Source organism: Halomicronema hongdechloris C2206, assembly GCF_002075285.3.
Lineage (GTDB): Bacteria > Cyanobacteriota > Cyanobacteriia > Phormidesmidales > Phormidesmidaceae > Halomicronema_B > Halomicronema_B hongdechloris.
Genome location: NZ_CP021983.2, coordinates 2,145,527 through 2,170,859 on the forward strand (window position 1 = coordinate 2,145,527; position 25,333 = coordinate 2,170,859).

23 protein-coding genes, 2 pseudogenes and 1 riboswitch are annotated in these 25,333 nt (G+C 57.5%); of the genes and pseudogenes, 17 read left to right on the forward strand and 8 right to left on the reverse strand.

All coding sequences use genetic code 11. The features are described from left to right. Positions 1 to 2: 2 nt before the first annotated feature. Positions 3 to 2,216: pseudogene (locus tag XM38_RS09645) on the reverse strand (Na-K-Cl cotransporter). A 218-nt stretch (positions 2,217 to 2,434) separates the two neighbouring features. Between XM38_RS09645 and XM38_RS09650 the strand changes: the two are divergent. The 4 genes from XM38_RS09650 to XM38_RS09665 all read left to right on the forward strand — a co-directional run bounded on the left by XM38_RS09650 (position 2,435) and on the right by XM38_RS09665 (position 4,288). Next, positions 2,435 to 2,671, forward strand: coding sequence for a hypothetical protein (locus XM38_RS09650; RefSeq protein ID WP_137455065.1), 237 nt, complete (start codon positions 2,435 to 2,437; stop codon positions 2,669 to 2,671). A gap of 503 nt (positions 2,672 to 3,174) precedes the next feature. Beyond that, positions 3,175 to 3,435: an AbrB/MazE/SpoVT family DNA-binding domain-containing protein gene (locus XM38_RS09655; RefSeq protein WP_080813826.1), complete on the forward strand. Its 261-nt coding sequence runs from the start codon at positions 3,175 to 3,177 to the stop codon at positions 3,433 to 3,435. Beyond that, positions 3,422 to 3,853: a type II toxin-antitoxin system VapC family toxin gene (locus XM38_RS09660; protein ID WP_088429663.1), complete on the forward strand. Its 432-nt coding sequence runs from the start codon at positions 3,422 to 3,424 to the stop codon at positions 3,851 to 3,853. Before XM38_RS09655 ends, XM38_RS09660 begins: the two co-directional genes overlap by 14 nt. Before the next feature lie 75 nt (positions 3,854 to 3,928). Next, positions 3,929 to 4,288: a helix-turn-helix transcriptional regulator gene (locus XM38_RS09665; protein ID WP_187329350.1), complete on the forward strand. Its 360-nt coding sequence runs from the start codon at positions 3,929 to 3,931 to the stop codon at positions 4,286 to 4,288. A 55-nt stretch (positions 4,289 to 4,343) separates the two neighbouring features. Here the strand turns inward: XM38_RS09665 and XM38_RS09670 are convergent, their stop codons facing one another. Together XM38_RS09670 and XM38_RS09675 are read right to left on the reverse strand one after the other, a co-directional pair. Beyond that, positions 4,344 to 5,321, reverse strand: coding sequence for a helix-hairpin-helix domain-containing protein (locus tag XM38_RS09670; RefSeq protein WP_088429665.1), 978 nt, complete (start codon positions 5,319 to 5,321; stop codon positions 4,344 to 4,346). A 243-nt stretch (positions 5,322 to 5,564) separates the two neighbouring features. Then, positions 5,565 to 6,077, reverse strand: a complete 513-nt coding sequence (locus XM38_RS09675; protein WP_080813814.1) for a hypothetical protein — start codon at positions 6,075 to 6,077, stop codon at positions 5,565 to 5,567. Positions 6,078 to 6,698: 621 nt separating this feature from the next. On the opposite strand from XM38_RS09675, the gene XM38_RS09680 reads away from it, so the two are divergent. Continuing rightward, positions 6,699 to 6,998: a hypothetical protein gene (locus tag XM38_RS09680; RefSeq protein ID WP_080813812.1), complete on the forward strand. Its 300-nt coding sequence runs from the start codon at positions 6,699 to 6,701 to the stop codon at positions 6,996 to 6,998. Between the two features lie 55 nt (positions 6,999 to 7,053). Here the strand turns inward: XM38_RS09680 and cobQ are convergent, their stop codons facing one another. Further along, positions 7,054 to 8,559, reverse strand: coding sequence for a cobyric acid synthase CobQ (gene cobQ / locus XM38_RS09685; RefSeq protein WP_088429667.1), 1,506 nt, complete (start codon positions 8,557 to 8,559; stop codon positions 7,054 to 7,056). An 85-nt stretch (positions 8,560 to 8,644) separates the two neighbouring features. Further along, entirely contained in the window at positions 8,645 to 9,079 is a 435-nt protein-coding gene (locus XM38_RS09690; protein ID WP_080813809.1) for an Npun_F0494 family protein, read from the reverse strand. 269 nt (positions 9,080 to 9,348) lie between these two features. Then, positions 9,349 to 9,522, forward strand: a riboswitch (guanidine-I (ykkC/yxkD leader). 84 nt (positions 9,523 to 9,606) lie between these two features. On the opposite strand from XM38_RS09690, the gene XM38_RS09695 reads away from it, so the two are divergent. The 8 genes and pseudogenes from XM38_RS09695 to XM38_RS09730 all read left to right on the forward strand — a co-directional run bounded on the left by XM38_RS09695 (position 9,607) and on the right by XM38_RS09730 (position 17,282). After that, positions 9,607 to 10,788, forward strand: coding sequence for an agmatinase family protein (locus XM38_RS09695; RefSeq protein WP_088429669.1), 1,182 nt, complete (start codon positions 9,607 to 9,609; stop codon positions 10,786 to 10,788). Positions 10,789 to 10,791: 3 nt separating this feature from the next. Beyond that, positions 10,792 to 11,163: a hydrogenase maturation nickel metallochaperone HypA gene (gene hypA / locus XM38_RS09700; RefSeq protein WP_080813805.1), complete on the forward strand. Its 372-nt coding sequence runs from the start codon at positions 10,792 to 10,794 to the stop codon at positions 11,161 to 11,163. A gap of 6 nt (positions 11,164 to 11,169) precedes the next feature. Then, positions 11,170 to 11,860: pseudogene (hypB, locus tag XM38_RS09705) on the forward strand (hydrogenase nickel incorporation protein HypB). 33 nt (positions 11,861 to 11,893) lie between these two features. Continuing rightward, positions 11,894 to 12,943, forward strand: coding sequence for an ABC transporter substrate-binding protein (locus XM38_RS09710; RefSeq protein WP_080813803.1), 1,050 nt, complete (start codon positions 11,894 to 11,896; stop codon positions 12,941 to 12,943). 209 nt (positions 12,944 to 13,152) lie between these two features. Beyond that, the gene (locus XM38_RS09715) at positions 13,153 to 13,965 is read left to right on the forward strand and encodes an ABC transporter permease (RefSeq protein WP_080813800.1); all 813 of its coding nucleotides are present in this window, start codon (positions 13,153 to 13,155) and stop codon (positions 13,963 to 13,965) included. A gap of 3 nt (positions 13,966 to 13,968) precedes the next feature. Beyond that, positions 13,969 to 14,760, forward strand: coding sequence for an ABC transporter ATP-binding protein (locus tag XM38_RS09720; protein WP_088429671.1), 792 nt, complete (start codon positions 13,969 to 13,971; stop codon positions 14,758 to 14,760). Beyond that, the gene (locus XM38_RS09725; protein ID WP_088429673.1) at positions 14,757 to 15,779 is read left to right on the forward strand and encodes an aromatic ring-hydroxylating oxygenase subunit alpha; all 1,023 of its coding nucleotides are present in this window, start codon (positions 14,757 to 14,759) and stop codon (positions 15,777 to 15,779) included. The genes XM38_RS09720 and XM38_RS09725 overlap by 4 nt, the downstream gene beginning before the upstream one ends. Before the next feature lie 351 nt (positions 15,780 to 16,130). Further along, positions 16,131 to 17,282: an AI-2E family transporter gene (locus XM38_RS09730; RefSeq protein WP_080813795.1), complete on the forward strand. Its 1,152-nt coding sequence runs from the start codon at positions 16,131 to 16,133 to the stop codon at positions 17,280 to 17,282. Between the two features lie 116 nt (positions 17,283 to 17,398). On the opposite strand, the gene hflX is transcribed toward XM38_RS09730, so the two are convergent. Next, positions 17,399 to 19,084: a GTPase HflX gene (hflX, locus tag XM38_RS09735; RefSeq protein ID WP_080813793.1), complete on the reverse strand. Its 1,686-nt coding sequence runs from the start codon at positions 19,082 to 19,084 to the stop codon at positions 17,399 to 17,401. A gap of 328 nt (positions 19,085 to 19,412) precedes the next feature. Here hflX and XM38_RS09740 point away from each other — a divergent pair, with 328 nt between their 5' ends. After that, entirely contained in the window at positions 19,413 to 19,889 is a 477-nt protein-coding gene (locus XM38_RS09740; RefSeq protein ID WP_080813791.1) for a CAAD domain-containing protein, read from the forward strand. Positions 19,890 to 19,993: 104 nt separating this feature from the next. Next, complete coding sequence (locus XM38_RS09745; protein WP_080813789.1) at positions 19,994 to 21,313, forward strand: hypothetical protein; 1,320 nt, start codon at positions 19,994 to 19,996, stop codon at positions 21,311 to 21,313. Here XM38_RS09745 and XM38_RS09750 read toward each other — a convergent pair. Together XM38_RS09750 and XM38_RS09755 are read right to left on the reverse strand one after the other, a co-directional pair. Then, positions 21,310 to 22,029, reverse strand: a complete 720-nt coding sequence (locus XM38_RS09750; protein WP_088429675.1) for a lipase family protein — start codon at positions 22,027 to 22,029, stop codon at positions 21,310 to 21,312. The two genes, XM38_RS09745 and XM38_RS09750, sit on opposite strands and share 4 nt — an antisense overlap. A 25-nt stretch (positions 22,030 to 22,054) precedes the next feature. Further along, positions 22,055 to 23,719, reverse strand: coding sequence for a S8 family serine peptidase (locus tag XM38_RS09755; protein ID WP_088431615.1), 1,665 nt, complete (start codon positions 23,717 to 23,719; stop codon positions 22,055 to 22,057). Positions 23,720 to 23,875: 156 nt separating this feature from the next. Here XM38_RS09755 and rpe point away from each other — a divergent pair, with 156 nt between their 5' ends. Continuing rightward, entirely contained in the window at positions 23,876 to 24,583 is a 708-nt protein-coding gene (rpe, locus tag XM38_RS09760) for a ribulose-phosphate 3-epimerase (RefSeq protein ID WP_088429677.1), read from the forward strand. Positions 24,584 to 25,122: 539 nt separating this feature from the next. Further along, a complete protein-coding gene (locus tag XM38_RS25895; RefSeq protein WP_187329351.1) occupies positions 25,123 to 25,299 on the forward strand; it encodes a hypothetical protein in 177 nt (58 codons plus the stop codon). Positions 25,300 to 25,333: the final 34 nt, after the last annotated feature.

The following is a 25,333-nucleotide window of genomic DNA, read 5'->3' on the forward strand; positions in this document are numbered from 1 at the left end:
GCCTACTCTTTCTGCAGGACTTCGGCAAACTCCAAATCCTCTGAGGCCAGGACAAATATGGTGCCGGGTAATCCGGCAGTGCGCTGTTGCAGGGAGAGATAGTACTGGCTGAAGTGTTCATTGGGAGTGGCTAAGCCCAGAAATACTAAATCAGCCGTTTCAGAGGACTGCTTCAAAATGGTGTCAAAGGGCCGGCCCTCCGCCAGAATCACCCGGGGGGTAGCGCCAATACGTAGACCATCGACGAGCCGCTGCAGGTTAGTCTGGGCTGCCTTTGCTGCCGCTTGATTGGGCACCACCAGGTTGAGGCGGATCTCTACCCCACGCCAGGTAAGACTGGTGCGTAGCAGATAGGCCAAAATCAACATCAGTCCCCCATTGGCCTGGAGTCCGCCCCACCAGACATCAATGCGGCGATAGTGAGGAGGGCGACGGCGGCTTAGCTCATAGGTCTGGGGCTCGCCGCGAAAAATAATCACATTGCGCTTGCCTGGTGACAGCGGCTAATCAGCTGGCAGAAGCGATCGCAACTCTGGGGATTTTCCGTATCCCCCAGCATCACCGTATTCGGCATCAGGGGACCAATGCCGTAAGACTCCACCAGCTGTCCCATGCCGCCGAAGGGTTCTGCCGCCGTAATCAACCGCACAAACGCCTGGATCCCTCGCCGCTCCAGATACTCCTGTAGGGGTCGCCTCCATGCCCTCCTGCTGGGCGCCACTACGAGATCTAGGGGGCAACACACTCGACACCGTAAATAGGCCCCGATTGTGGGTCAGGGCGGCCGCCAATTCAATCAAATGCCAGCGCTTCGTCGGGGCCCCCGAGAAGACCAGCAAATGGGGGCGCCAGTTTTTGGCATCCAAAGCCCCCTCAATGCGGAATAAGGCCGTACGCACCAAACTCATCCACAATCCCTGGCGCACATCCCCCCAGGCGCTCTCCAGCTCCCGCCGCTCCAGCCATAGGTAAATCAACAGCACGATCACCGCTGCCGCCACTGTGGCTACAGCATTGATCAAAAACATCACCGTCAGACACCCCGCTGCCCCCAGTAACGAGAGCGACCAGTGCACCTTAAACGTCGGTCGAAAAGACGGACTCTGCAGAAACCCTTCCAAACCAGCTGCCACATTCAACACCATGTAGGTGGTCAAGAAAAACATGGTCAGCACCGGCGCAATCAGGTTTAAATCGCCGATGGAGACAGCCACCAAGACAATGCCCAGGGTAAACAGGGTGCCCAGCCGCGGCTCATCTCCTTCGCGACTCCCATGGCCCAACCACCGCAGTCGCCGCGGTAAGATACCGTCTCGAGCCAGGGCCTGTAATACCCGAGGTGCCCCCAAGATGCTACCAATAGCACTAGATAGAGTGGCCCCCCACACCCCCAGTAGAATGGCATCGCCCCACAGGGCAATGCGCCGCATCACCAAGGGGTCGGCTACCAGGGTGGTCGGGTCAGCCCGCAGGCTGAGAATGACGGGAATAATCATATAGATCACATAGCCGCTGCCGATGGCAGCCAGGGTGCCGATGGGGATGGCCTTGCTGGGTTTTTTCAAATCCCCCGACATGTTGACCCCCGACATAATGCCCGTCACCGCTGGGAAGAACACCGCTAGCACCGTCCAAAATCCCACCGAGCCGGGAGGCTCTGGGGAGGGTAACTCCGTGGGCGTGATGCTATGGCCCATAGCCAGAGAAACCAAGGAAAGGACAATGGCGGCCATGATGAAATATTGAGCCTTAATGGCAATTTCGGCCGATTTCAGAGCCAACGCGGTCACCAGCACCGTCGTCATCAGGGCTACCAGGGTTTGATCGAGTCGGGGAAATACCCGCACCAGACTCTCGGCAAAGCCGATGGTGTAGAGAGCCACCGAGAGCCCCTGGGCAAAGTAGAGGGGAATGCCCACGGCGCCCCCGGTTTCAATGCCAAGGGAGCGGCTAATCATGTAATAGGCCCCGCCAGCCCGTACCACCTGGTCAGTGGCGATGGCCGAGATGGATAGCCCGGTGAGAAAGGTAATCCCGGTGCAGATGGTCACCACCAATAAGGTCTGCACCAGCCCCACATGACCCAGTACCCAGCCGAAGCGTAGGTACATGATCACCCCGAGAATCGTCAGAATTGACGGGGTGAATACTCCGCCAAAACTAGTCAGCTTCTTGGCTCCTGCCTCTGTATCGGGCGTTGCTGCGCCTTGCTCCATACGTCGCCGTGGCATGGTAGAGCGATCCATAGGTTGACCCTGTCATCATGCCGGAAGATCCCGGCTGCGGCTAGGCTTAGCCGGTACAGTCTGCCTGATATTTACCGTTCATCTCAGGTTTCAGAGCTTCCCCGGATTAGCTGTTTCAGCAATAAATCGACGGATCCGCTGTGACTCCGTTGTTGGTCTTGGTCAGTAGTCCGATCAGACCGGTTGGGATGTCGACGACCTCAGTGCAGCCGTTTCGCTCAATGGCGATACCCCTGCAACGGCTGCTTCAGGACCAGTTCGACCGTTTAGGAGCTGCCTATACTTCAACGTCGAGGATGTCGACCGCCTATCCCCAGGCTCGGATTGTCGCTGAGCAGGGACAGCTGGCTCTAGAGCTTTATCAGCCCTTTACTAGGCTGGCCCAGATGATGATGGGGTATGCGCCCTTAACCTTCGCGGTGTAGTGTGCGATCGCATGATGCCAGGAATACCTGAATGGTATCGGCTCTAACCTTCTGAGTAGATGCGATCGCTAATCGCTGTAGAGCCAGTTCGGGAAGCCAATCGCTGATTTGGCATGTCCTAACCTGGCTGACTACAGCTATAAGCAGTAACGATCTCAGGTTTGCCAGGCCCCTTGGAGGGTCAATCGGGAACCCGTTCATGGTCAAGCCAAACCAGTACATGTTTAAACAAGGCCAACTTTGTTTAAAGCCGGACCCATTCATGGTCAGAAGTAACGATTTCCCGTCTTTGAGCTCCCCTACAAGGTGCCCTACGGCTGATTTCGCCAGCGTATCAGCATTGGGGGGCTAGGGGGGGTCTTCAGTCGGTAGAGTCTTTTCGAGAAAACACCTTAGATGCGGCGGGCATCACTCTGGAAGTGACTGGTAAAGGCAATGCACAATCTCTGCGTCTAGATTATCATCGCGCTACAATCGTCTTACTGAGTAAGAAATTTATTGTTATGCCTACTGTTACCGTTTCCGACAAAGGTCAGGTTGTCATTCCGGCAGCCATTCGCAAACAGCTGGGAATTACCCCTGGTAGCCAACTCACCTTTACGTTGGAAGGCAACACCATTCGGGTCGAAGTCAAACGTCATAAGCCGACCACCACAATCGACGAAGGCTTCGGCATGTTGGTTTGTCCCCCCGGACCTGCCAGACGATTACAAGACTTTGACATCGCCCAGGCTATGCGAGAAGACAATCATGAACGCCCTTGATACCAACATTCTGGCTCGGTTCTATGTTGATGACCCCAACGACCCAGAAGCCCAATGGCAACGCCCTCTGACTCGCAAAGTTTTGGCCGAATCCGCCAGTGTGTTTGTGCCGCTCTCAGTCATTCTGGAACTGGAATGGGTGCTACGTGCCTTTTATGGCTTCGGTTGCCAAGACTTTGTTCAAGTGATTCGTCATTTGCTGGGGTTACCCCACGTCACGATCGAGCATTGGGAACGGGTCGCTGACGCGCTCGAATGGCACCTACAGGGTTTAGATTGGGCCGATGCTCTACATTTGGCCGCCAGTCGCCATTGCGAAAATCTGATGAGTTTTGACGATAAACGCTTCGCCCGCCGAGCCCAAAGATTAAAATTAAAGCCATCTGTATTAGTTCCAGGGGAATCAGGAGGGGAGTGAAGGGATGGTTAGACGCGATCGCAGCTTTCCGGGGTATCCGCGTAAGGCGAGACACATACACACCTGATTGAACACTTGGCTCACTGTCTATTAGAGAGTCGTCAACTCTTTCCAGGGCAGCCCATCCAGCTACAAGATCAGGTGTCGCTGCCGGATGAAACCCGGGTAAGCCTGCAGGCCCAGTGGATTGACCTAGGGCCCCAGCAGGCGTCCTGCATAGTCGTTATCTTGGAGAACCTCACGGCAGTTGCTCACCAACAGGCCCAGATAGATGCCTGGCGGTATGGCTTGACGGAGCGAGAGGCGCAAGTCTGGGAGCGGGCTTTGCTAGGCCTGTCGTATCGAGACATTGGTCAGGAACTGTTCATCGCCCTCAATACGGTCAAACGGCACATGAAAAGCATCCGCCGTAAGCAAAGCGATGGCTGTGGGTAGATACTCTGGCTGCCCTCTCGACGGGATGCGATCGCACGGGCGAGTAACTCACTGCTTACATCACCTGAATAAAGTGGAGTTCTTGGTAACCGGCAGCGGCCCGCACATTCTGCAGCGTCACCACCACTTGAATCTGATAGATACCAGCATCCGTCAGGGTGACCGGATCCGACTGCAAGTATTGAGCGACTCCCAGTTGTGTGACCCGGTCTTGGACAACGGCCAGAGGCCGCATCTCCCCCGTGAGGCGATTGCGGGCATAAAACTGAGCCACCGCCACTGTGTCCTTTAAAGCCGAGGAACCATTGCCAGACATCAGCCGAAACCGCACGGCCATGGTGAACGCCTGGTCGCGCATCAGCGTCCCTGGAACCGTACTATCTGCGGTGACGGGGATAATGCTCACCTCTAGGATGTCGATGGCCGGGGGGGGAGCCTCTGCCCCAGGAGCCGGTTTCGACGCTGGAGACATGATGGGGGATGAGTCAGCCTCGGGGAGTTCTCCGACCAGATGATCCCAAATCCACTCATATAGAGCCACCGGCGAGACGGGATTGACGCCATAGCATTCACCACTCTCGACATGCTCGATGGTCATGCGATCATCGTCGACCCCCTCGAGGACACTGATTTGGAAAGTGCCCCGGCGATTCATCCGTGGTGCTGATGCCTCCCGCTGTGACTGGCTCGGGTCCTCAGGCACAGCTGCGTCGATGGGCATCCCCTCTGTCGGGTCGGTCCCGGTCTCCTGCTCTGAGTCGGTCAGATCCGTAACCGTCGCGGCCGGAGCTTCTGGGGCATCTCCGGCAGGCTCAGTCTCCGCCAATGCCCGAGCCTGCTGCAGCCACTGCTGAATCTCTTGGGGGGGGACTCCAGGGCCGACCTCTGCTAAGCGAGCTTGAATCTGATCGCAGTCAAAGGCCAGCAAATCCTGGACTGTTTGAATGGCTAGGGCCTGCTGCAGGCGCCGTTGCTTCACCGGACCAATGCCTTTAATCGCGGTTAAGGGGGTTGAAGAGTGGACACTGACCATGGCCGCGTCTCCCAATTCAGGTGGACAGGGGGTAGGAAGCGAGATAAGTAGGGGCAGCGTCAGGCTGCCCCTACAAGGAAAGGCAGGCAGGGCTCCTGCATTAATTAAAGGTTGAGCCTCAGGCCCAGTCCAGCAATGGACGTCAGGTTAATCGAAACCTCAGATTATGAGCGGGACTGGGGGTAGAGGCTATGGGTTGCCGCCGCCCCACTCCGTCATGAAAGCGGGGCAGCAGAGGACTCCCTAGGCAGGGAACACCTGCATCAGGCGAGCGGCCACATAGCCGTAGCCGATCACATCCTGAGAGCAGGGATGATCTGCCGGGGAAACGCTGATGATGGCAGCGATTCCGTACAGCCCCTTGGTCAGGCCTAGCATGTCCGGTGTACCCGTCCAGGTCAAGGTGTAGGTGAAGTCATCCTTCACCGTGATCTTGCTGACGGAGGCATCGGTTTCAATGGCCTTGCCACCGATTCCCTCGAAGGCGAAGTGCACTTCCATCTTTAAGCCCAGGCAGAGCAGTAACCGTGTCAGGGGGGTGTTGTTGTACTTGACGTCAACGCTGACGGAGAACTGCTCGTTGGAGGCCACGATGTAGGGAGACTGGGCGGGCGCTACCTGCATCGGTAGGTCCGGCTGGCCAGCGGTCCCGGCTACGCGCAGGTCGCAGAGCTCGAAGTAAGCCGGTCCCAAGATGTTGGTCGACTTGGTTTCGGAAGCACTGTACAGAGGGGGTTGTGCAACTTGAATGGTCATGGGTAATAACCTCGTTTGTGTGGTCTACGTTGCTTAGGAAAGCGTCCCGCATTCCCGTTAAGGGCTTTAAGCTTGGGAATGCGTTTTTGGCTCCTTGGCGTATCGCCACTTTCAAGATGCCAAGGTTACCGAGGCAGCCACATCACCCGCGCGGGTACTCTTGCCAAGCCATGGATCGTTGATTGGGTATGGCATGTAGTAATTGCAACTAGGAGACAGCAGTGGATTCCCCCAGGAACTGCCCCATCAGTTTCTGGAAAGATGGGTAGGCCCCCTTTCCTAGGGCAATGTCGGTGATGATGACTGGTACGCTGCGGCAGAAATAACGCCTCTATTGACTAGCGCGGCAAGGCTGCATTTATCAGGTCTCCCTTTCTGCTTTGGCATACCTGGGGCAATGACCAGCGGTGGCTGACGCCGCTCTGGGTAGTGTGGCGCTGGCCCAATGTACCAGAAGCCGGTAATATACCCTACTTAACTGGGCCCATCTTCAGGGAGTCGATAGCACCACTGCAGAGACGGTGGCCCGGTGTCATCGGGGTTGATGGTCTGGACACGTTATTGTCAGGCTATTGGCATCGGTTTGTTGTCTGTAGAGTTGCCCTGTAGAGAGGTTTACCGTTGTCTCATTTTGAACATTATCCAGTTAGAGCATTTATTCGGCACAAGGCTCAGGTCAAGTTGGCTCAGATGCTGGCCGATGAGGCTGAGTTCGACCGTAATCTGCTGCGGGATATTAGCGCTACCCTGCTACAGCCTGACGTGTCTCCTGCGGTCTATGAGCCTTGTCAGAGCCGTTCCCAGGCCGTTGCCATCGAGGAACGAACGGCGGCTGAGATCGCCGATACCTATTGTCGAATTCAGCGTCAGCTAGCCAATCCCCTGGTACAGCAGCTGAATCAGTTGCTGAAGGCCGGCTAATCTGGGGAAGTCAGCGTCATGCAAGCGCCGGAATTGTTGGTGTCGTCGTCATTCCCTATGGCGTCGAATCAGTCACGGTGTGTTGGCTCAAAAACGCCTCTAGGTCAAGATGTTGTCCTACGGCATCAGCCACGGCATCTAGGATGGCTTCTCGCTGTTCCCGGTAATTAGGCACTCCCGTCGGCAGGGAGCCCAATCCCCGCTGCTGTCGCAATCGGTTTAGCCAGGCCCGACGCCAGGCCCCGTTGTCGAAGATGCCATGGAGATAGGTGCCCCACAGGGACTGGGTGCTGTCGACAACCCCCAACCCCCGATCATCGAATAGAAATTCGTAGGAGGAGCCATTTTCTTGGGCTTCAGAGAGTACCAATTGGGTGCGGCCCTGGTGCAGTTCATAGCCAAAGATGGGCAATCCTTCCTGGGGATAGCGGGAACTGACGGTACGTTGGCGAGCCACCTTCTGTTGAGTGATGACGGTGCGCAGGGGAAACAATCCCAAGCCGCGGTAGCGGCCCCCCTGCCCCTCTAAGCCCTCTGGATCGGCCAACAGTTGGCCCATAATTTGAAAGCCGCCGCAGATGCCCATGACGGTGCCCCCGGCCGTGGCGTAGTCTTTGATGGCTTCGGCCATGCCGGTCCGTTGTAGGACCAGCAGGTCGGCAATGGAGGTCTTGGTGCCCGGTAGAACCACGGCATCGGGATAGCCCAGAGACTCTTTAGGGCTGATGTATTTCACCTGCACCGAAGGCTCTGCTTCCAAGGGTTCAAAGTCGGTGAAGTTGGAGATGCGAGGCAGCCGAATCACGGCCACCGTGACATCAGAGGGTTTGGAGCGGCGCTCAAACAATGACAGAGAATCCTCTGCCGGAAACACCTGATCCATCCAGGGAATTACGCCCAACACCGGAATGCCGGTGCGCTGTTGCAACCAGTCGAGGCCGTCCTGCAGTAGCTCTGGTTGGCCGCGGAATTTATTGATAACAATGCCTTTGATCAAGGCCCGCTCATCGGGTTCTAGTAATTCTAAGGTGCCGACGACATGGGCAAATACCCCGCCCCGGTCGATGTCGGCGATGAGGATGGTGGGCGCCTTGAGATGCTTGGCCACTCGCATGTTGGTGAGGTCGCGGTGCTTCAGGTTAATCTCGGCTGGGCTACCGGCTCCTTCACACACCAAGAAATCAAAGTCTTGGGTGAGCCGTGTCAAACTTTCCTGAATGGCCTGCCAACCGGTATCAAAGAATTTGTCGTAGTAGTCTTTGGCGGTGGTAGAGCCTGCGACCCGCCCTCGCAGGACCACCTGGGATGTCATGTCTGCTTGGGGCTTAAGCAGGATCGGGTTCATATCCACCTGGGGGGGTACTTTGGCCGCCCAGGCTTGCACGGCTTGGGCATAGCCCATTTCGGTGCCGCTGTTGGTGACGTAGGCATTCAGGGCCATGTTTTGCCCCTTGAAGGGGGCGACCCGCCAACCACGACGACTCAGCAGGCGACACAGGGCTGTCACCAGCAATGATTTACCTGCATGGGAGGTGGTCCCCACCACCATAATTGCCTTCATCTCATGCCTCCCAATGGTGTTTGGCGATTGCATACTCGTTGGGGAACACACGGGGGCGGTGACTTCATGGGGGACTGCCAGTGTGTTATACCGATAGCCACCCTGGCAAACGAAGCCAGCGGCTCACCGCATTATATAGGTGATCCTGAACCCTGGGGGTGAGATCCGGATGTTTTGCTAATTCCCAGTGTTGCAGGAGTTGCCGTCCCAGGGGGGTGAGGCGAAAGCTATCGGTGATGCCTTGGCCATCGACTTCTCGCCGCAGTAGCCCTACGGTAATCAACCACAGGAGTTCTCCCTCGACTCCCAATTCCGAGAGAGGACGGCGGGTGTAGCCATTGTGAATGCCACGGCTATCGACCATGGCCTGTAGGGCAATACTGTGGTGGCGCAGGTCGACCAGCAGTTTGAGCCGCAAGGGAGAACAGCGAAAAGCGCGCTCAGCCCGCCGCAACGCCCGGGAGGAATATGCGATCGCAGGGGTAGCCTTGGGAGTGTCGTCAGAATCAGTAGCCTGCATAGGGCTCACAAAAACCAGCTCAGGTTATACCGAGTCTAGAGCGGGGCCAGTTGGTGTTTTATTGTGCCAACGTCACGGCCTAGATCCAGACAGGGAAGATATCCTCTTCGATTTTAGTCTGACCTCAGGTTTTCAACAGATGCAAGCTCACGGTGTCAGATGTTCCGTAACCGTTGATACCCCACCTAGGCCATGACCTTGCTAGAAATAGTGGCAAGTATTGCCTGCCCATGGGCCATACGGAGCGACGCCAACTAAATACTCGGAAGTGAATGGGTTTCTAGGGTTCCGACTCTCCAGCTTCAGCTCTAGAGGTGTCAGCTGTCAGGGTGTCTGGTCCGAGAGAAACCGCCAGAGAGCAGCGTATCGTTGCTGAAATAGACATTCTCCAGCAAGATGCTGGCTGCTCATCTGGTACACGGCGGGATAAAAGCCCGGGAGGGAGTACGGAGGCCACTTCGTCTACCTTCCGGGTCTTTAATTTGGCGGCCCTTTTATCCCCTGACTGTAGAATTCGCCGTCTAACCATGAGTGACCCCCCTATTTTTGAACCTCCCGATAGCTCAACAGAAGCCCAACGCTCCCTGTCGCAGGAAGCCCAGCTGCCCTTAACCGGCTGGCAACAGGAAGTCGACCGGGGCCTAGAATATGGCCTGGAGGCTGCCGCCAGCATCCAAGACCGTAGCATCTCCACCTTCTCCCGGGGGGAACTGCCCCATTTCGCCGGCATCAATACCTTCCTTAAGGCTCCCTATCTAGAAGATGTACGCCAAGTGGGCAACTACGATGCCGCCATCGTCGGCGTGCCCCACGACTCCGGCACCACTTACCGCCCCGGCACTCGCTTTGGCCCCCAGGGGATTCGCCGCATTTCCGCCCTCTATACCCCTTACAACTTCGAACTAGGTGTCGATCTGCGGGAGCAAATCACCCTCTGCGACGTGGGCGATATTTTCACCATTCCGGCCAACAACGAGAAGTCCTTCGATCAGATTTCCAAGGGCATCGCCCACATCTTCAGTGCCGGTGTCTTCCCCATCGTTTTGGGGGGCGATCACTCCATCGGCTTTCCCACCGTGCGCGGCATCTGTCGCCACCTGGGAGACAAAAAGGTCGGCATCATCCACTTCGACCGTCATGTGGATACCCAAGAAACCGACTTGGATGAGCGCATGCACACCTGTCCTTGGTTCCACGCCACCAATATGGCCAATGCCCCGGCTAAAAATCTGGTGCAACTGGGCATCGGCGGTTGGCAGGTGCCCCGCCAGGGCGTGAAGGTGTGCCGGGAACGAGCCACCAATATCCTCACCGTGACCGATATCACAGAGATGGGGTTGGACAACGCCGCCACCTTCGCCCTAGAGCATGCCCTCGACGGCACCGACTGTGTCTGGATTAGCTTCGACATCGACTGCATCGACGCTGGTTTTGTCCCCGGCACGGGCTGGCCAGAGCCTGGCGGACTGCTACCCCGGGAAGCCTTATATCTACTGAAGAAAATCGTCCAGAATGCCCCCGTCTGTGGCCTGGAAGTGGTGGAGGTGTCACCCCCCTACGACATCAGCGACATCACGGCCCTGATGGCGACTCGGGTCATCTGCGACACCATGGCTCATTTAGTCCTCTCAGGCCAGCTGCCCCGGACAGCGACTCCGGCCTATATCCAGGCCGACGCCAACCTCAATGTTGACCAGCAGTGGCGGTAACCCATGCACGAAACGGACATGACTAAGGCCCTGATTCTGACCGTGCGTGACTGGTGGCAATCCCAACCGCAGCGCCAGGCCATCGCCAAAATTCATCTGAGCGTGGGCCAGTTTACCTGTGTGGAACCAGCCAGTCTGCAGTTTGCCTTCCAGGTGCAAACCCACGGCACCTGGTTGGCCGAGGCCGAGTTAGTGATTCAAGAGACGCCCCTGATCGCCTTCTGCCATCCCTGTCAGAGCGAGTACACTCCGGAAATCGGTCACCACTACGCCTGCCCCATCTGTCACGCCCCCATGGAGGATATTCGCTCCGGTCGAGAGCTTAAAATCGACCGGGTGGAATACGCCTCGCCTACCCCTACTGCCACCCCGTGATCTGCCATGCATCAACCCCTTGACGACGCCCTCGGCATTAACCTGCTCCACGCCAATCAAGCTGGTGCCGACCATAATCGGGCCCATTTGGACCAATGGGGCATGACCTGCCTCAATCTGATGAGCGGCCCCGGTGCCGGTAAAACTGCCTTGCTAGAGCAAACCCTGGCCCAGCTCAGCCCTGAGCTCTCTATAGCCGTGGTTGAAGGAGACATGACCACCGAACTCGATGCCGATCGGCTGCGGCAGTACGGCGTCCCCGTGATTGCCATCAATACCGGCCGGGCCTGCCACTTAGATGCCCGCATGGTGGCAGGAGGGCTGCATCAATTGGCTGAGCTCCATAGCCCCAATGACATTGACCTGTTGGTGGTGGAGAACGTGGGCAATCTCGTCTGTCCGGCTGAGTTTGAGGTGGGGGAACACGCCAAGGTAGCGCTGCTCAGCGTCACCGAAGGGGCTGATAAACCCCTGAAATACCCGGTCATGTTTCGGGAAGCCGATGTGCTGCTGATTACCAAGATTGATTTGCCCCCTATCTAGATGTGGATCTGGCTGAGATGGAGGCCAATGTGCGGCAGGTGAATCCTGGGTTGCCGTCATGCCTCTGTCGGCCAAGACCGGGCAAGGGTTAGCCCCCTGGTTGATGTGGCTGCGGCAGATAGTCAAGGCCCGGGCTCAGACCGTTGCCGTTTAACACCCAGCCGTTAGCGCAAAGCAAGGAGGAGCAATGCAACGACGCACCCTATTACCCCTACTCATGGCCTTCATCGGCGCCCTGTTGATTAGCGTCAGCTGCGCCCAATCAGGCCCGCAAACGACGGAGACGCCCACGGAGGAGACGCCCGCCGCCGAGACCGCTGCCCCCATCAAGATGGGCTACAGCAGTTGGGCCGGTTGGTGGCCCTGGGCCATTGCCGAGCAGGAGGGCCTATTCGAGAAGCATGGGGCCAATGTGGAGCTGATCTGGTTTGACGGCTATTTAGAGTCGATGCAGGCCCTGGCTTCTGGGCAATTGGATGCCAATTGCCAGACCCTAAATGACACCATTTCCTTTGCCGCCGATGCCGTCAACGGGGAAGTGGCAGTGCTCGTGAATGACAACTCCGCCGGGAACGACAAGGTGATCGTGGCTGCGGAGATTAACACCATCGAGGATCTCAGCGGCAAGACCGTTGCCCTGGAGGAAGGGGTTGTCGGTGACTTTCTGCTCACCCTGGCCCTGGAAGATGCTGGCATGAGTCGGGAAGATGTCACCATCAAAAACCTGGAGACTGGTGCCGCTGCCACTGCCTTCGCCGCCGGGCAGACCGATGCCTTCGCCGGTTGGGTACCTTTTTGGGAAACGGCCCTGACCCGAGCAGGCAGTAAAGAGCTGTTGAGTTCGGCGGCATACCCCGGTGCTATCCCGGACCTGTTGGTGACTAGCCAGACCCTGATTGATGAGCAACCAGAGCAGGTGCAGGCCCTGGTGAATACTTGGTTTGATGTCCTGGCTTTCATGGCAGACAACCCAGACCAGGCCAACGCCATCATGGCTAAGCGGGCCAATGTGGAGGACGACCAGTTTCAGAAGTACCTAGACGGCACCCGTTTCTTCACCCTAGAGGAGAACTTGGAGGCCTTCAGTGCCGGCGGCGAGGAGATGAAATATATGCCCTATGCCGCCGAACGCATGGCCGAGTTCATGGTGGAGGTCGGGTTTATCCCTGAGACTCCTGAGCTTGAGCCCATTCTGGATGATCAGTTCCTGCAGACCTATGCCAAGGCTCAGGCGTGAAACGGGCATAGAGTTGTCCCGAGGGTGAGGACTAGGAGCTAACGCACCGTCAATCCCCCTGGCTCTCGAGCTTGCCTGCCACTCCCCAGCCTATGCAACCTCGCCCGGTTGTCCCGTGATGTTATTTACCTAACCTCCCTTGGCAAATATTCCCCGTCGTCTCCCAGACCTTTGCAATGTCTTCTGTTGCCCGGAATGCTCCGCCATCCATGACCACTACCGATCGCAGCCTGCAGCCCACCGTCTTCTGGCGTTTAGCCGAAGGTATTCCCCCAGGACTGAGCTGGTTGCTGATGGCCCTGTCGGTGCTGGTCCCGCTGTTGGCCTGGTTTTTGTTGTCTAACGCCGGGGTGATCAGTCCCCGCTTTTTACCCACGCCTCAGATGGTGGTAACGGCCCTGGGACGACTCTGGCAGCAGGGCTATCTGGGCCAGGATACCTTCGCCAGCTTCTTTCGGGTAATGGTGGGATTTTTGCTGGCCGGGCTGGTGGCGATCCCGGTAGGCATTGCCATGGGGGCTTTTGCCAGTATTCGAGCCCTATTTGAGCCGATTATCGGCATCGTTCGCTACATGCCAGCCCCGGCGTTTATTCCGCTGCTGATTATCTATTTGGGGTTGGGGGAAACTCCGAAGGTGGCGCTGATTTTCATCGGTACGGTGTTCTACAACATTCTGATGATTATGGATGCGGTCAAGTTCGTGCCCAAGGACCTGATCGAGAGTACCTATACCCTAGGGGGCAACCGCCGTCAGGTGCTGTTTCAGGTGATTGTGCCCTATGTGGTGCCGAATATGTTGGATACCTTCCGCATCAATGTCGCCACTTCGTGGAACCTAGTGGTGGTGGCGGAGCTGGTGGCGGCTGAGGTGGGCCTGGGCAAGCGCATTGCCATTGCCCAGAAGTTTTTCCAGACCGATGAGATCTTTGCCTGCTTACTGGTGTTGGGGGTGATCGGGTTTTTACTGGACCTGTCTCTGCGTCTGCTGCTGCAAACCACCTGTAGATGGGCCATTGATTGACATATGCACTTAGACATTGCCCAGGTTCACAAGCAATTTGCCACCCGCGGTGGGCCGTTGGTGGCCTTGCAGGATATCACGATGCAGGTGGAGACGGGGGAGTTTGTCTGTGCCGTGGGGGCCTCGGGCTCGGGTAAATCTACCCTGTTGCGGCTGATTGCTGGGCTGGAGCGGCCCACCAGCGGCACCATCTCTGTCGATGGACGGGGTGTGACAGGGCCAGGAGCTGACCGAGGCATGGTGTTTCAGAGCTATACTCTCTACCCCTGGATGACGGTACAGAACAATGTGGAGTTTGGCCTCAAGTTGCGAGGAATCTCGGCCCGGGAGCGGCGACAACAGGCCTCCTACTATCTGGAGATGGTGGGGCTGGCCCCTTTTGCCCGGGCACTGCCTAAGGAACTCTCGGGGGGCATGAAGCAGCGGGTTGCGATCGCACGGGCCCTAGCCAACCAGCCCAAGATTCTACTGATGGATGAGCCCTTCGGGGCCCTGGACGTGCAGACCAAGGAGACCATGCAGCAGTTTTTGCTAGAGCTGTGGCAGCGTCTAGGCATCAGCATTTTGATGATTACCCACGATGTGGCCGAGGCGGTGTTCCTGAGCCAGCGCATCTATGTGTTATCGGCCAGCCCTGGCACCATCGCCCGAGAGTTGAGCATCGACCTGGGCCAACGGCGGGACTACGGCATCCGTCGCAGCTCCCAGTTTCATCACTACTGCGAAGACATCATGGACCTGCTGCGGCAATCCCAACGGGCCACCTTTGGAGTGCCCCAGTCGATAGGACCATGACGGGTGCCGGTTGCCCCTGTCCCGATACTTTTTTACTGCCGGCCCATCACTACACCGATGCCGCCTGGATGCAGCCGGAGTGCGATCGCATCTTCCGCCGCAGCTGGCAGTACCTGCCCCAGGCCGCCCTGTTACAACCGCCCCACACCTGCCTGGGCCTTGAGGTGGCCGGTGCGCCCCTGGTGCTCACCCGTGATGGTCAGGGCCACCTACGTGCCTTCTACAACGTCTGTCCCCACCGGGCCGCCCTGCTCTGCCCCACCTCAGGTCCCCACACCCAGAAGCACCTGGTATGCCCCTACCATGGCTGGACCTACGACCTAACAGGCCAGCTGGTGGGCCTTCCCAGGGGCGATCGCTTCTCCCCAGAAGTCCAGCCGCAAGATTATCCCCTCACCCCAGTGCGGCTGGAGCCGTGGCAGGGATTCTGGTTCCTCTGCCTCGATTTCCAAGCCCCACCCCTAGTGGAAGTGCTACAGCCTATCCCCCAGTGGATCCGTCAGCACCGTCGTGCCGGCAGCCAACCCCTGGTGCACAAGACCTACAGCGTGGCCTGCAACTGGAAGGTCTATCACGACAATACCCTCTGTGACTATCACGTGGCCATCGCCCATCGCACCACCCTGCATAAGCTGCAAGGGCCGGTGCACCACTACCGCCACCATTTCCATCACTACGTCAACTGCCTCTATACCCCGACTCCTGCGGCTTGGCGAGACCGGCATCCCCGCCTTGAGGGCCTGGATGATGAGGCCGGCCACGGCTTCTATACCTTTGGCATCTTTCCCAACCTGCACTTGCTGGCCATGCCCGATGGCGTGCTGGCCTGGATTCAGATTACGCCTCTGGCCGTCGATCGCTGCCAAGTCAGCCTCGATATCCACGGCATCCCTGGCCTCAGTCCCGCGGCAGAGACCCTATTAGCCGACTTTGAAGCCTTCATGGCCGAGGATATGGCCATCACCCGCGGCGGTGCAGCGTGGTTACAGCAGTGGCTGCCACCCGTCCCGGTCCCGTGAATCAGCTGGAAGCCCGGATCGTGCATCAGCAACGGCTGATCTGGCAAGCATTGGCAGGGTAGCCGGTTTTCTGCATTGGGCGCGGCAACCGCGCCCCTACCCTATTCCCTATTCCGTTCTCCGCCCTCCCTTCGACTGCGTTGCTCCTACGGAGCCGCTTCGCGAACAGGGCAAGCCGTTCTCCGTTTTCCTTTTCCCCATCACCCCATCCACCTATCCACTCGTTCACTCGTCACTCGTCACTCGTCACGGGAAGCCGCTACCGCGTCTACACCCCATCACCCCATCACTCATCCACCCCCTCCCCGATTCGGCACAATAAAGACAGCCTTGCTGCCATTTCCCAGCCCTATGTCCCAACCTGAGTCTTCTACGTCTAACAGCATTGCCCTCTGGTGGGATACCCTGAGACCGCTGTCGCAATTGCTTGCGATCGCATTGGCTGCACCCCTAATTTTGCTGAATGCCTGGGCCTTTTCCCAGATCTTCGCCTACTTCCGCTCCCTCTTCATTGCTGTGGTTATTGCAGCCCTGCTGGCCTTCTTGCTCAACTACCCCATTAGCTGGCTACAGCAACGGGGACTGGGGCGTGGGGCGGCGGCCGTCGTAGTGTTTCTGGTGGCGTTGGTGGGCTTTTTGTTGCTAGGCATTACCGTACTGCCCCTGGTGATCAGCCAAGCCCAGCAACTGGTGGCTAAACTGCCTGACTGGTTCGAATCAGGCAAGAGCCAGCTGCTGCTCCTGGATGAACGGCTGAAGATTTGGGGCCTGCCCTTCAACCTCGATGCCCTGGTGGCTCAGGTCAGCGACCGGCTCAAGGCGGAATTGCAAACCCTGGCCGGCGAAGCCCTCAATCTAACCGTTGGGGTGGCTGTCTTCACGGCCGGTAAGCTGCTGGATGTTTTGCTGACCTTGATCCTCACCTTCTACCTGCTGCTCAGCGGACCAGAGGTGTGGGCTAGCCTGATCAACTGGTTGCCCCCGACGGCCCGGACAGCCTTTTCTAAGACCCTGCGGCGCAGCTTTCGCAACTATTTCACTGGCCAGTTGATTATCGCCAGCTGCCTAGGAGCGGCTCTGATGGCCGTGTTTCTGCTGCTAAACATTCCCTTCGCCCTGTTATTTGCCCTCACCATTGGGGGAATGGCTCTGATTCCCTTCGGCAGTACCGTGGGCATTGTGTTAGTGACTCTGCTGATGGCCTTGCGGGACATCGGCATTGCCGTGAAAATTTTCCTCGTGGCCGAAATCGTGCAGCAATCCGTTGATAACGGCCTCGCCCCCCGGGTACTGGGCAGTGTCACCGGGCTCAATCCCTTCTGGGTGCTGGTTGCCATTCTCTGTGGTGCCCGCATCGGTGGCCTGTTGGGGGTAGTTTTGGCCGTCCCCACAGCGGTGATTGTTAAGGATGGGTTGCGAGTCATCCGAGCTTTGGGACAGAGCCAGCCGTTACCGGAGGCCGAGCTCAGTGAGCTGGCCGACCCCGGTGGCCGCCATCGCTAACCCTCCACCATGAATAAAATTGATGGCTGAGATGCGGTTTATGCTTGGTTTCAGCTGATCTATCGTTCCGAGGCCGATATGCTGGCCTGGCTCGAGACCTGGGCGACCGGGCAGGATCACACCGGCAGGGCATAATCCACCAGCTGCAGCAACTTCTGGCGCAGGGTATCTAGGCCTAGCCGCCGAGTGGCCGAGACAAACACTGCCTGGGGAAACTCATCCTGGGCCAAGGCCAAGGCCTCACTCTCTACCCGATCCAGCTTGTTAAACACCAACAGGATTGGGCCGGGGGTAATGGGCATGTCTCGTAGGATGGCCATGACCGAGCGAATCTGCTCCTGCCAGGCTGGATGGGACAAATCCACCACATGCAGCAAGGCATCTGCCTCAGTGACCTCCTCCAGGGTGGCCCGAAAGGCATCGGTCAGGGAGGACGGCAGCGCCTCGATGAATCCCACCGTATCCGTCAACACCAGGGAGCGAGGTGTTTGGCTAGCCTGATCCAGCACCGTCAAGCGGCGGGTGGTTGGATCTAGGGTGGCAAAGAGTTGATCGGCTGCATACACCTCGGCATTGGTCAGCACATTCAGCAGGGTCGATTTGCCGGCGTTGGTATAGCCCACCACGGCAATCGAGGGCACCTCTTGGCGTTGACGCTGTTGCCGCAACCGGGCCCGATGGGCCTGCAAATGATTTACCTCCTGTTGCAAGCGGGCGATGCGACGCTGAATCGCTCGGCGTTCCGTTTCTAACTTGGTTTCACCGGGCCCCCGGGTGCCAATGCCACCCCCTAGCCGAGACATGGCTTCGCCTCGTCCGGTCAGCCGGGGCAGTTGATACTCCAGTTGGGCCAGCTCTACCTGTAGTTTGCCGGCCCCAGTTTTGGCCCGCTGGGCGAAAATGTCTAGAATCAACTCCGTGCGATCGACCACCCGACTACCGAGCTGAGCTTCCAGGTTACGTACTTGGGCCGGCGATAAATCTCGGTCGAAGACGATCAGGTTAGCCCCCAGGGTCTGGGCGGTCAACGCCAGTTGTTGCACCTTCCCGGCTCCCAAAACCGTTTGGGGATGGGGGCGGCTGCGGCGCTGATGCAGGGTCTCGAGGACATCGCCACCGGCACTGTCCACCAACCGCTGTAACTCCAGCAGGCGCGTCTGGAACTGGGCCTTGGAGTCATCGGCCACCCTCACCCCCACTAGAACCACCCGGTCGTGGTCGCTATCCACCTGGCGGGCGATGAATTGGCGGCGAAATTCCTCTTCCAGACCGCTAGTCAAGGCTAAAAAGTCGTGTTTGACCAGCACATCTAAACTCAGGGCAGGGGAAACGGTCCAGCGTTCCTGGGGCTGGGGGACTAGGTGAGCTAAATAGGCCGCCTGGACATAGCCGGTGGCACCACCGCCACGCCGTTGAAAGCCGCTGCCGGACAGGGTCAATAGCACCAAGCCATCCAGGCGCTGCAGGGCCATGGCCGTGAGCACACTCTCCTTCGGCGTCTCCGGTTGCAGCTGGGTGGCCACGCAGCGAATGCCGCAGAGCCGTTCGGGCCCATATCGGGGCAGCTCCAGGGCGGGAATCTGGGTCTGCCGGGGGGTGCCTACCCCGACTCGAATTACCTGCCCGCGGCGATTGATATAGGCACACACAGGGGTATCCAGGTCGGTACTGACGGCCGCTAGCCGCTGGGCAAACTCAGCCGTGGTGATGCGATCGCTGGGTAGCCGTTGATGGTAGAGCCGCTGTAGTTGCTTCAGCTGACTGGGCTTCAGCCCCTTGAGATTGCCGTAAATCGTTTCGATATGCCTCGCCTCCGGACAGGTAGCTAGGAGAAATCGATGTGCCCCATATTTTATCGAGTTCTGCTGAAAACGGCGGCCAACTTAACCAGAACTAATACATTTGACCTGACGAATCAGGGGTAGACGTAATGGTAGGTTAATTTTCGCCACCAGAGACTAGGTCTCTAGTGCTCTAGTTCGCAACTGCCCAAACCCTTGCAGTATCTTGGCCTCGGTCAGGGGCACATTGAAAAGCGAGCCGATTCGGTCTATAACTCTGCTATACCCTGTCCACTTGGGTGTATTCTGAACAGGTGTTATTTGCGGGAAAGTTTCCCTGGACGTTGATATGAGCACGGAATTACAGTCGGAATCGACTACCCCTGAGCCAGATAATACGGCTACCCCTGAGCCAGATAATACGGCCACCCCTGAGCCAGATAGTACGACTACCCCCAGTCCATCCTCTGACTCGACCCCATTTTCCGGTACCAGTGAAATTCCCCAGCAGCTGCAGCAGATCTGGGACAAGGTATCGGGGTGGTTGGGCAATCTACCTGACTATGTCACCGATTTCTTTCAGGAATATCGGCGTCCTATTATCACCATTGCCCTGCTAGTGGCGGCAGTGGTGTCGGTGAAGGTAGTGCTGGCCATCTTGGGCGCCGTCAGCGAGATTCCCCTGCTATCGCCCACCTTCGAGCTGATTGGGTTAGGCTACAGCGGCTGGTTTATCTACCGCTACCTGCTGCGGGCTTCGAACCGCCGGGAGTTGATGGAAGACATCAATTCTCTCAGAGATCAGGTGATGGGTAAGCACTCCTGACCACACGGGCAGGGGTGCGGAAAACCGCCTCGACCCTATCCCTGCTGTCTGGGAAGCGGCGACTCTATACTGAAAAGAGATTGCCCTAACCAGGAAGGAAACTCATGGCGCCCAATCCAACGGTCATGCAGGCGGTCGAATCCCTCGACTACCGGGTCACGGTGGGGGATGTGGCGGCCCAGGCTGGCTTAGACCTGAACCAGGCCCGTCAGGGATTATTGGCTTTGGCCAGCGATACCCAAGCCCATCTGCAGGTGTCTGAGTCTGGGGAGATTGCCTACGAGTTTCCTCGTAATTTTCGGGCGGTTCTGCGCAACAAGTTTTGGCGCTTGCGACTGCGGGAGACCTGGGAACGGGTTTGGCATGTCCTGTTCTACCTGATTCGCATTTCCTTCGGGATCTTGCTGATCGTCTCCATCGTCTTGATTTTCGTCACCATTGCCATTTTGGTGATCGCTCTCAACTCTTCTCGCGACGGTGATGATCGCGGTGGTGGTGGTCCCCGTGGCGGTGGCTTCATCTTCTTGCCACGCATCTGGTTCGGGCCGGATCTCTTCTGGTTTTTTGACTTCGATAGCACTCCCCGCCGTCGCCGCCGCCATCTGACTGACGACAGCGAGATGAATTTCTTCGAGGCGGTGTTCTCCTTCCTGTTTGGGGATGGCGACCCCAATGCGGAGTTGGAGGATCGTCGCTGGGCTGCGATCGCATCGGTGATTCGCAACCACAATGGTGCCGTTGCGGCCGAGCAGATCGCTCCGTTTCTCGACGATCTGGGCAGTGGCTGGTCCCGGGAAAACGAGGACTTCATGCTGCCGGTGCTGAGCCGCTTCGATGGCCGTCCTGAAGTCAGTCCCCAGGGGGGCTTGATCTACCACTTCCCCGACCTGCAGGTGATGGCCAGCGAGCGACCTAGGGGGCGGGTATCCAGCTATCTGCAAGAGCAATCCTACCGCTTCAGCCAGGCCAGTTCGGGCCAGATCATGCTGTCCATCGGCCTGGGGTCGATTAACTTCATCGGGGCCTTGGTATTGGGCAACCTACTGCAAGACCAGGCCCTGGTGGCAGAATTGGGCGGTTTAGTCGCCTTCGTTAACTCGATCTACTGGTTACTGCTGGGCTACGGTACCGCCTTCCTGGGGGTGCCTCTGGTTCGCTATTTCTGGGTGCAATGGCGTAATGGCAAAATTGAGCACCGCAACAACCAGCGGCAGCAGCGGGTGCAGGCACTGACCCAGCCGGATAGCGAATTGCAAGAAAAGCTGGCTTTCGCCCAACAGTTTGCTGAGAAGACCATTGTCGGCAAAGACGATTTGGCTTACACCACCGAAAAAGACCTGACCGAGCAAGAGTTCGAGCAATCCGACAAGATCGACGCCGAGTGGCAGCGGCGACTGCAGGAATACAAGTCAAACAATCCCTAACTTTGTTTCTCTTCTAAGGCAGTGATGTAGTTTGCGATCGCATGATCTTGGACACCACGGCTAAAAATATTCCAACGCAGGGCCAAAGCCCCCAAAGGTTGTTCCTGGGGCACATGGGCATAGCCCATCCAAACCCGCGGCAGGTGGGTGATCAGATCCCGGCCATAGACGAAGCGATAACTCTGGGGCACTCGGCCTCGAAACGACTCGGTTAAGGCCCGATTCCCCACCCGAGGCGACCCATAGCTGTAGACCGATATCTCCTGGTTAGACTGACTGGTGACGTTGTACTGCAGATCCAGGGCGGCAACGGTGGCCAAGGCGCCGCCCAGACTGTGGCCGGTGGCAATGATGCGCTGACTCGAGAGGCCCCGAACCACCTCCTGCAGTTGCTCTCGCACTGCAAAATAGGCATCCATAAACCCCCGGTGAAATTTCACCTCGCTATTGCCATCACCGTAGGGATACACCTGTTGCCGAAACAGCACATTCGTAATCCAATCGGTTGAGGATTCACTGCCCCGAAACACCACAAACACCGCCTCTTCCTCGGCATCATGGAGCACGGCCACCTCCGTATCGTGCTCTTTGCTGTGGCCCTCCAAGAGAGTAATGACTGCTTGGGGCAGGGTTTCAAACGTCAGCTCGTTGTTGAAGGCGCGATAGACTTCCTGGGACAGGCGGGCACATTTTAGGGCAAGGGCATAGTCAACCATGGTAGAGTTCCTCAACGAAGGATGATTAGCGAGCCGCAACAGCCCACCAGGCTAGGCCATAGGGCTGGACGATGTCGTCGGTGACCCGCTGACGATACACCACCCTGAGCTTATAACGAGCAGTGGCCGGAATTTCGAAAAAGAGATGCTCCACACTATCCACGGCACTCTCTGAGGACCAGATTGCCTGGGAGAGATCCTCGGCCTCCGCTGGCAACAGATAGAGATCGAGATTATTCAGGCCACGATCCTCAAAGGACTCCCCGATGTCATAGCGCTCATTGCCGTTGTCGTCGTTGAGCACCACCTGCCGTTCCCAGGCTAGGGTGGCAGAGATATAGCTATTGGCCTGCAGGGGCGTTTCAAACACATAGTCTTGGTGTAATATCGCCGCCTGAGCCCGAGGCAGATCCGTGGGCGGTAACGGCGACTCCACGGCACCATAGGCCCAACCCATCACCGGCACCGGTGCACCTGGCAACCACTGCCCCCCGTTGAACTGCTGATAGGCCCGATAGGCATTGAGATGGCCAGTACCCAACTCGGCATGGAGGGGAATGGTGCGATCGCGATAGGCATCGGACTCGATCCAACTGCGATTGCCCTCATCCACCAGGGTGCGGCCCATGCCCAGTCGCAACCCATCGCCGCTGTCCTTAAGCTTGTCCGCCGAGTTCAACAACACTGCCTTCATCACCATCGGTTCTCGGGCATCCAAGCTCCAGTGGGGCGTGTCTGCCCGGAGTTGTCGGTCGCCCCACTCCTGCAGTAGGGCCACCGTCGCCGCCACATGGGGAGACGCGAAACTGGTCCCACTGGCGGTACGGATGCGACCATCGGGATCTAGTAGCTCCAACCGACTCCCAGGCGCTACCAGACTAATGGAGCGCCGTGGTCCCACATTGGTCTCCAGGAAAGGCAGGCTCCGGGAGCGAGCATCGGGTTCGCTGCTGAGGTTGGCAAAGTCAACCTTCCTGTATAGGCCATCGGCCTCGCGGGAGTAGGCCACATTGATGCCGTTAAAGTTATCGGTGGGAATAGGAATGCCGCCGCCGCCCTGGTTACCCGCCACCACATAGAGTATGTCGTGCACCCGCTCCGACCAATCGATACATTGGGTCAGGAGGGCATTGCCATCCAAGACTGGATTGGGGCGAGGATCCCGCCGCAACGGTTCGCCGAAGCTAAAATTCATGGCTCGCACATCCCCCCCATTGCTCAAGGCCACCTGTTGGGAGGCCAGACATTCATCCGGTTGGGCACTGCGGCCTCGGATCGGACCCACCGCCGCCGAAAAGAGGGCGGCATTAGGGGCCACCCCCGTCAGTGCCTTATCCTGACTGACCATAACGCTGGCTACATTGGCGGCATGGCCATCCACATACTGGTTGGGATCGGCTAAGTCATCTAGATAGAAGACACGACTGACATCGACTGGCATATCCTCATAGGCCACTTTATCCAGGCCAAAGACACTGGGACGACCGATTTCAACCTGGCCAATGGCAATTTTCCGCCCGGTAAGAAAATAAGGAGCACCGTGCAGGCGCAGGGCATCGATTCCCGCAGGACCTACCGATGAAGACAGGGCCAAGGCCGGCAGACTCACTAAACCAGTCCCCAGTCCCAGCCCTAGGGAAGACTGTAGCAACCGCTGCCGCAGTCTGTGGGGCACCCCCGCGGAAATCATCTGTCTCATAGTGGTGATGGGCAATTACGCAGTCTTTCCCTATTCTGCAGCCAAATTAAATCTACATGAATGATCCCCGGCAGCCATTCGAGCAACTTAAAGATTTTGTTACGATAATTACGACGAATGCAATTGCAGCAGGAGAGATCGCCCATCATGACTCAGACATCTTCTCAGAAGCCGGTCGTTGTTGCTCCATCCATTTTATCCGCTGATTTTAGTCGGTTGGGAGATGAAGTGCGGGCGGTCGATGCTGCCGGAGCCGACTGGATTCACGTCGATGTGATGGACGGTCGTTTTGTGCCCAACATTACTATTGGCCCGCTGGTGGTGAAAGCGATCCGCCCGGTGACCGATAAGCCCCTAGACGTGCACTTGATGATCGTAGAGCCAGAAAAGTATGTGGCTGACTTTGCCCAGGCTGGGGCCGACATCATTTCCGTCCACGCCGAGCACAACGCCTCTCCCCATCTGCATCGCACCCTCTCGCAGATCAAGGAGTTGGGGAAGCAGGCGGGGGTCGTCCTCAATCCCTCCACGCCGCTGACCTTGATCGACTATGTGTTGGAGCTGTGTGATTTGGTCTTGCTTATGAGTGTCAACCCCGGTTTCGGCGGCCAGAGCTTCATCTCCGGGATAGTCCCCAAGATTCGTCAACTGCGTCAGATGTGTGACGAGCGTGGTCTCGACCCCTGGATCGAAGTCGATGGTGGACTCAAGGGCGAAAATACCTGGCAAGTGCTAGAAGCCGGGGCCAATGCCATCGTGGCTGGTTCTGCGGTCTTCAAGGCAGATGATTACGCCCAGGCCATTGAGGGAATTCGCCATAGCAAGCGCCCCACCCCTGAATTCGCAACGGTCTAGTGCCCCGTCCGTCCTCTGGGCCTGAACCAGCATCGTCAAGCAATGGCATGCCCCTAGGGTATCCGTGAGAATAGGGAAGTGAAATTACAGAGAGGTCCCTGCGGGGGCCTCTCTCTTTTTTTAGCCACCCTACCGACTCGACCGAGACCGAGACGGCCTGGGAGCTCAACCTTGAGCGACGGAAGGGCTGGGAGTCTGGGTAAAACTATCAGTCGATTATGTTGTCTTTGATACGCGATGGGGCGACAACTTGATGAAGACTCGCTTTAAAGAATCGCTTGTTTTACGGATGCTTCTACGGCAACCCCTCAGCTAGAGTGAATTTGTCATAAAGAAGTCCTGCTAGACCATAAACGGTCTGTTTACAGAAATCCATTCAAGGGGGAAAATCCTGAATTGGCGCTGTATGTATTTAAAGTTTATTTGAATCTGGCGTTGACGGGACCATTTCCCCAATCTAGGGCCGAACCTGGTACAGCATGACAGATGTCTGCCCTTTACCCGAAGCACTTGCTGTTTTTCCATCAGGACGCACTACCATGTACTCTTTAGAAGCCACAGTTGAAAAGATTCTGTCTACTCGCCGCATTACCCGTCAAGATCAACACCTATTGATGGTTCTAGGTCGCCACCATCAGCTCAGCCATCACGATGTCATGTTGATTGACCGCATCTACGATGCCCTGCACCAAGGCCGCCTCAGAGTGATTGACTAAGTCGCAATGGCCAGCTAAATTGCTTAGTCAATCA